This window comes from Clostridium fessum, assembly GCF_027698965.1.
Classification (GTDB): domain Bacteria; phylum Bacillota; class Clostridia; order Lachnospirales; family Lachnospiraceae; genus Otoolea; species Otoolea fessa.
The window spans coordinates 1-4531 of the sequence record NZ_JAQEQF010000016.1 but is presented as its reverse complement, the minus strand read 5'-3'; the positions used below and the strand labels follow the sequence as shown (position 1 = coordinate 4531).

Here is a 4531-nt window from a genome sequence, read left to right as displayed (position 1 = left end):
AGCTTATTTATATTATCATAAGCAATTGACTTTGTCAACAACTTTTTTATTTTATTTTTAATCTTTCTCAGAAACCCATTTGCGTTTCCGCTCTTATTTCTTCGATTGATTTGCCCTTGTCTCAAGGACGTATGTTATGATACCAGAGTTTCCAAGGATTGTCAACGATTTTTCTATATTTGTTATTCTTTTTATTTTGTTGTGTTTTTTTAGAATATTCTAACCATTTGAAGTCTATGCATCTATTTCCCCTAATCCCAGAAATGGCATCGAATCAAAAGAATCCGATGCCATTTCCATCCATTCATAAATACAGCTTTCACTCTCCATCTACACTCTCATTTATATCTATTACCTATTCCTATACTACCTTCTCTACAAATGATACTCAATCAATTTAACTGCCAGGCTGACACCGCCGCAGACCCACATCACAAGAATTGGGTTCAGTTTCCATTTACGGAGCGCTATAAAAGCTGCCGAAAAAAGAACCAGACTGCCCCACTGGATCATCCTTTCCCCATTTACCTCTGGAAGAACTGCTGCCAGTAGCATCGAAAGTCCGGCACCTGCGATCAGCGCCACTACCGCTGGGCGAAGACTGCCTAAAATACTTCCCATCGCAGAGCCGCCACGGTAACGCCGATATATGTATGCCAATACCGATACAATGATACAAGATGGGAAAATACATCCCCAGGTTGCCGCAACCGCTCCCGGAAGTCCCGCTATCCGAATTCCGACAAAGGTTGCTGAATTGACCGCAATCGGTCCCGGCGTCATTTCCGCGATCGTGATAAGATTCGTAAACTCCGTCATCGTGATCCATCCCTGTCGTTCCACAATCAGGCTCTGTACCAGTGGAATCGCCGCGTAGCCGCCGCCCACGCTGAAAAGCCCTATCTGCAGAAAGCTCAAAAATAATTGTATATAGATCATATCTATTCTCCCCCTCTATACCGCACCGGCCGTCTGCTCACGTTTTCTCATCCAGATAAATCGAATCGTTCCCGCCAGAATACCCGCCGCAATGATATAGATTACATTCACATCCAGCACAAAATCAGCCAGGAACGCAATTATCATGATTGCAATTGAATACAGCTTTTTTTCCTTCAGAACATTCACTCCCAGCCCACAGGAAACATCCAGAATCACAGCCTCCATGCCGACTCGCATTCCCTCTAGTGCTGCTGCCACCCAGACGTTCGACGCAAACGCGGCGTAACAGACGGATAAAACCGCCAGAATCGCCATCGGCGGAAGAATCGTTCCGATGACTGCCACCACCATTCCGGCAAACCCATATACTTTCCAGCCAACCAAAATTGCCCCATTTACCGCAATCGCGCCCGGACAGGACTGTGCCAGTGCGGTAAAATCAAGCATTTCCTGTTCATCAATCCAGTGAAGCTCATCCACGAAACATTTCTTCATAAATGTCACAATGACAAAACCGCCCCCGAATGTAAATGCGCTGATATAAAGTGTTTTTAAAAATAAAACCAGCAGTTGATGCTTCTGTTTCATCTGCCATTCCCCCTTTTTCTATTTTATCTTTTCTCTCTCCCAGTTCTCCTTCACGCAAAACAACATTACTTTTTCTGTGCCCATTATAACACTTGCCAATTCATTTTAAAATTACTATAATTTATATATAGTTCTTATTAAAATATCTATGATTCTCTATAAAAGCAACGCCGTCAAAAATAATATTTCTGACGGCAGGAAAAAAGTAGGACAAACATACAAATACGAATGTTTCCCACTCCTTATGAAACATTCAGGAAAGGAGTTTTCATGACACTGCGGCATTTCCGAATTTTTATCGAAGTAGCATCCGCCGGAAGCATCACACAGGCGGCGCGCAATCTCTACCTGACGCAGCCAACCGTCAGCACCGCCGTCCGGGAGCTCGAAGAACACTACGGAACATTATTTTTCGACCGGATCAACCAGCGTCTGCGAATTACCGGCGAAGGGCGGCGTTTTCTCGACTATGCACGCCATTTTATCCAGATGTACGATGAAATGGAACTGGCATTTTCCAATTCCGGAATCAGCGGAGTTCTCCGCATCGGTGCCAGCACCAACGTGGGGATTTCCTATCTACCACGTTTCATGCAGCTATTTCAAGAGACATATCCCCAGGTACACACGCAGGTCCATATACAGACGACCGCACAGACGGAAGCCATGCTCTTAAATGGGGCGCTAGATCTTGCAATCGTCGGCGGAACCATCCGCTCCGAACAGATTGCCCTGACTCCCCTGTTTCAGGAACACTACACCGCCATCTGCGCGCCGGGACACCCGATGGCAGGAAAAACCGTTTCCATCAATACATTTATGAAACAACCGCTGCTCTTCCGCGAAGTCGGCAGCACCTCCTATGAAGTATTTCAAAATGCCATCCGCCAGACCGGCTGTGAGGTCACCCCTGCCTGGGAAAGTACCTCACAAGAGGCCATTCTCGAAGCCGTCCGCCTGGGGCTTGGCGTCACAATTCTGCCAAGCGCTATGCTCGAAGCTGAGCTGAGACTCAGTACCATTTCCCGGATCTATTTTTCGGATTTTTCTTTTCAAAATACCGTTCATTTGGCGTGGCATCAGAGCAAGTTTCTGTCTCCTGTCATGCAGGATTTTATCCAAATGGCGCGTGAACTTTTGCCATCCAACCATATTTCCGCTCAAAATCCCCCGGGAATCTCCCCTCATGCATATCCTGTCCACAGAAATTTTCCGAAGGACTCTCCCGCAGCTACGCTCACTGATCTGCGATATTGAACTACCCTGGGAAAAATTTCGAAATGCATCGGTGCTCTATCAGATGCCTCTTCGTCATTTTCTGGCAAATGCGTTCTTTTCCGCTCTACTGGAACCAGGCAGCGGACTGGAAGATATGATTCTACAGATGCAGGGGATCGCATTAGAGTATGCCATCGTCCGCTACAGCCTTTTCCTGTGATGGATGCATGACGGTTCCGGTAAACTTCCGTATGAGACGGTTCGCGATTATCAGGTCATCATTATCCATATGACCGGATACGACGCTGAGGTTATCTGGGATTGGTTGCGAATACGTACGGATGATTGAAAATGATTTCTTCCTGTTATACTTTTAGGTATAGGTATACCTATATTTCAAAAGATTACTGAAAATTGCCCGACGGGCAGCATGCAGAGCTGATCGACGGGCAATTTTATAATATGGCACCTCCGAGCCGGATTCATCAGAAAATTTCCTACCAGATTTCCCACCTTCTTGGAAATTATATCGAGTCCAACGGCGGAGAATGCCGCGTTTATCCGCCTCCTTTCGCTGTCAATCTGGATGCGGATGATAAAGATTGGGTTGAGCCTGATATCTCTCTTATCTGTGATCCGAATAAATTGATCGACCGCGGCTGTTCCGGCGCTCCCGATCTCATTTTCGAAATCGTATCTCTATCCAGCCGGCTCATGGACTACATTATCAAAAATGCTCTGACTCCCTTAAACTTACCGAATAAAATTCGTCGCCGTCCGCTCCTCCTGTTCCGGAAGACCATATTCTTTCTTGCCAAGCTCGATGGACTTCATAAGAAATGTCATATTCTTTGCAAGCATCCGCATCGTCTGCTTGCCTTCCTCATCCATCTCTGCCTCCCCTTTCTCACAGCCGTGAATACTGTTCCAGTATCTGCTGGATGCGATCGGCATATTGCTGATGGTAAAAAATTTGTTCAATTCATCAAAAGTCGCTGAGCAGCCGCCTCTGCGTGCACAGACTACACTGGCCCCCACCTTCATGCTCTTATCAAAGGACGTGCTGTAAAACAAGCGGTCAAGACAGGCAATCAGCGTCGCATTAGCCGATGCATAGTAGACCGGACTGGCAATCACCAGGCCATCCGCCGCCTCAAAGAGAGGTGCCAGCTCATTTACGATATCATCAAACACACATTTTCCAATTTCGCTGCACTGGTTACAGGAAATACAGCCCCGGATATCTTTATTTCCAATCTGTATGGTTGTTACCTCTACCCCACTATTTCGAAATACATTCTCCATTTCCCGGATGGCAATGGATGTGTTGCCGTTTACACGTGGACTTCCGTTTAGAATTAATACTTTGCTCATTTGGTTTCCTCCTTTTACTCTGCGATACATTTATTCCAACAAATTGCTTTTAAACAGTCTGTAAGCGTATATATTGTCTTCAGGTGTCTACAACTGTCTACATAAAAATGAAAATGCAAAAAAGCGGAAACCCTGATGAATCAAAGCTTCCGCAATAATAAAAAAGAGCGCGAGACGGGACTCGAACCCGCGGCCTCGACCTTGGCAAGGTCGCGCTCCACCAACTGAGCCACTCGCGCATATTTGTAAGAATCGGGGTGACAGGATTCGAACCTGCGACCTCCTGGTCCCAAACCAGGCGCTCTAGCCAAGCTGAGCCACACCCCGTCATCCACGTTTATATTTGATTTTCTTGAACGTTTATATACCTTCAAAACTGCACACTGAATTTCTTCTACTCTCTATCTTT

4 protein-coding genes, 2 tRNA genes and 1 pseudogene are annotated in these 4531 nt (G+C 46.1%); 2 read left to right on the top strand and 5 right to left on the bottom strand.

What is annotated here, in order from left to right; genetic code table 11:
• Positions 1–375: 375 nt before the first annotated feature.
• Entirely contained in the window at positions 376–939 is a 564-nt protein-coding gene (locus tag PG862_RS14270) for a chromate transporter (protein WP_107001912.1), read from the bottom strand.
• 15 nt (positions 940–954) lie between these two features.
• Complete coding sequence (locus tag PG862_RS14265) at positions 955–1530, bottom strand: chromate transporter (protein ID WP_270707854.1); 576 nt, start codon at positions 1528–1530, stop codon at positions 955–957.
• Positions 1531–1800: 270 nt separating this feature from the next.
• Here PG862_RS14265 and PG862_RS14260 point away from each other — a divergent pair, with 270 nt between their 5' ends.
• Positions 1801–2787 carry a LysR family transcriptional regulator gene (locus PG862_RS14260; RefSeq protein WP_182428007.1) on the top strand — a complete coding sequence of 329 codons (987 nt, stop codon included), beginning with the start codon at positions 1801–1803 and terminating at the stop codon, positions 2785–2787.
• A 375-nt stretch (positions 2788–3162) separates the two neighbouring features.
• Positions 3163–3474 (top strand): annotated as a pseudogene (locus PG862_RS14255) (Uma2 family endonuclease); the annotation flags it as partial.
• A 27-nt stretch (positions 3475–3501) separates the two neighbouring features.
• Here the strand turns inward: PG862_RS14255 and PG862_RS14250 are convergent.
• From PG862_RS14250 to PG862_RS14240, 3 genes are all read right to left on the bottom strand, one after another.
• Complete coding sequence (locus PG862_RS14250; protein WP_270707851.1) at positions 3502–4122, bottom strand: flavodoxin family protein; 621 nt, start codon at positions 4120–4122, stop codon at positions 3502–3504.
• Positions 4123–4288: 166 nt separating this feature from the next.
• Positions 4289–4361: transfer RNA gene (locus tag PG862_RS14245), tRNA-Gly, on the bottom strand.
• A 13-nt stretch (positions 4362–4374) separates the two neighbouring features.
• Positions 4375–4449, bottom strand: a tRNA-Pro gene (locus tag PG862_RS14240).
• Positions 4450–4531: the final 82 nt, after the last annotated feature.

Bases quoted from the DNA above. Each gene is read 5' to 3' on its own strand.
- PG862_RS14270 (WP_107001912.1), bottom strand. From the start codon at position 939: ATGATCTATATACAATTATTTTTGAGCTTTCTGCAGATAGGGCTTTTC.
- PG862_RS14265 (WP_270707854.1), bottom strand. From the start codon at position 1,530: ATGAAACAGAAGCATCAACTGCTGGTTTTATTTTTAAAAACACTTTAT.
- PG862_RS14260 (WP_182428007.1), top strand. From the start codon at position 1,801: ATGACACTGCGGCATTTCCGAATTTTTATCGAAGTAGCATCCGCCGGA.
- PG862_RS14250 (WP_270707851.1), bottom strand. From the start codon at position 4,122: ATGAGCAAAGTATTAATTCTAAACGGAAGTCCACGTGTAAACGGCAAC.